The sequence below is a fragment of the Nocardioides sp. genome (genome assembly GCF_050699375.1).
GTDB lineage: Bacteria > Actinomycetota > Actinomycetes > Propionibacteriales > Nocardioidaceae > Nocardioides.
The window spans coordinates 1-1,957 of record NZ_JBOHDN010000323.1; the positions used below are offsets into that span (position 1 = coordinate 1).

The window sequence follows — 1,957 nt, forward strand, 5'->3', positions numbered from 1 at the left end:
AGTCCGCCGGCCGCCTGATCGGCGTCGAGGACCGCCTCACCGGCGCCCGCCGCTTCGAGCTCGACCTCGCCGACCGCATCACCACCGTCGCCCTCGACGACTCGGTCTCCGAGGCCTACTCCTACGACCCCCTCGGCAACATCACCCGCTCCACCACCGGCAGCGGCGACGCCGAACGCCGCGACTACGACGGCACCCTCCTCACCCGCGCCGGTCGCAGCCGTTACGCCTACGACTCCCAAGGCCGCCTCACCCGCCACACCCGCACCCAGATCTCGGAGAAACCGGACACCTGGATCTACGAATGGGACGCCAACGACCGCCTCACCGCCGTACGCACCCCCGACAGCACCCGCTGGACCTACCTCTATGACGCCCTCGGCCGCCGGGTCGCCAAGCGTCGCCACGACGAGGCCGGCGAAACTGTCGAGCAGACCGACTTCGCCTGGGACGGCATCGTCCTCGTTGAGCAGACCGGTGGAGGGGGGAACACGCTCTCGTGGGCGTACGAGAGTTACCAGCCCCTAGCCCAAGTCGAGCTCATTCAGGACGAGGTCGACGCACGCTTCTACTCCATCGTCACTGACCTCGCTGGCGCACCTTCCGAATTGGTAAACACCGACGGCGACCTGGTCTGGCACGCGAGGCGCAACATCTGGGGTGTCTCGGCGGCGGGATCGGCGTCGCCGCTGCGCTTTGCCGGACAGTATGCGGATGACGAGACCGGCCTCTATTACAACTATCACCGCTACTACGACCCGTCCTCGGGCCGCTATCTCTCGCAAGACCCGCTCGGCCTCGCACCTGCTCCGAATCCATCAGCGTATGTATCGAACCCGACGGTCACGACGGACCTACTGGGCTTGTCGCCTTGTCGACCCGGTCGCGACCTGATCGACGGCGACGTGCAATATCACATCATCAGCGGGAACCGCACCGGCGGGGGACATAAGTGGCCCGGCCAACCCGGAAAGACTGTCTTTCCGCCAGATTGGGACACCGAGAGGATCCTCAACAGCATCGCCGAGGTTGCGACAAGCCCGAGCAGTAACTGGACCCAGCAGACTGGTAAGGCCGGAGCTCTCCTCACGAAGAACGGTGACCCAACCCGTTGGAAAATTGAGGGCGTCGTGGATGGCGTTAACGTCAGGGTCATCTTCGAACCGGTGAACGACCGGATCGTCACAGGATTCCCGTTCCAGTAGAAGGACGTCATGCCGATGGACCCAATGCGATACCGCTCCGAATTGCGCGCCCTTCTGGAGGATGCGCAGTTGATCTCCGATGGCGGTGCCGAGGCGGTACGCGAGCTTTTGCAGGCCGGGGAGTTCGCCTTGGCGTTCGACACACTTTGCTCGTGGATCTATGAGGACGACGTTCTCGTGACCGCCCGGTACTACACCCGACTCCAGCAGATGTCTGCTGAGATGGGCTCAGAAGCCCTAGTTGCGCGGATCGCGGAACTAGTGGTGGACGACTGAATGCTCGCGCTGAGCGGTGACCACTATGACTACGGAGCCGGTTTCGCGCGGGGTTAGGGAACGATCGGGTCATGATGCGATTCACCATCGCGGTCGGAGTGAAGGACTGCATCCAAGACATCTTGGGATCAGTCCGTCCCGATTACCCGTTCGAGGTGCGTACAGGTGCGGTGAAGGACACGGACGTTTCGGGTCGATCTGGCAAAGGCCACTTCGTTCGGACCTCCGGAGGGAAGGCATCCTGGAGGCTGTCGAGTGGCGGCAACGCAGCCAGATCGGATGCGAAACGCCGCGTAGCGGTCGTGGATTTGCCAGACATGCCTAGGCGATGACCTCGCGGACGAGCCATTCCAGGGTGGACTCGACCAGGATCGCGTCGGCATCGGCCTGACTGAGCGGGCCGCGCTTGCCGACGACGAGCGAGTGGTTGGCGCCCGGGATCGGGGTGACCTCGACGCTCTCGGGAAATTCCTCGG

Annotated in this window: 2 protein-coding genes; both read left to right on the forward strand. The window is 63.9% G+C overall.

The window, feature by feature from the left end:
- Window positions 1-1,205, forward strand: a 1,205-nt coding sequence (locus ACRDPS_RS22445; RefSeq protein WP_431503884.1) for an RHS repeat-associated core domain-containing protein, incomplete at its 5' end; no start/stop codon positions are given.
- Window positions 1,206-1,214: 9 nt separating this feature from the next.
- Window positions 1,215-1,481: a MafI family immunity protein gene (locus ACRDPS_RS22450; protein ID WP_431503885.1), complete on the forward strand. Its 267-nt coding sequence runs from the start codon at window positions 1,215-1,217 to the stop codon at window positions 1,479-1,481.
- Window positions 1,482-1,957 lie beyond the last annotated feature (476 nt).

Bases quoted from the DNA above. Each gene is read 5' to 3' on its own strand.
- ACRDPS_RS22450 (WP_431503885.1), top strand. From the start codon at position 1,215: ATGCCGATGGACCCAATGCGATACCGCTCCGAATTGCGCGCCCTTCTG.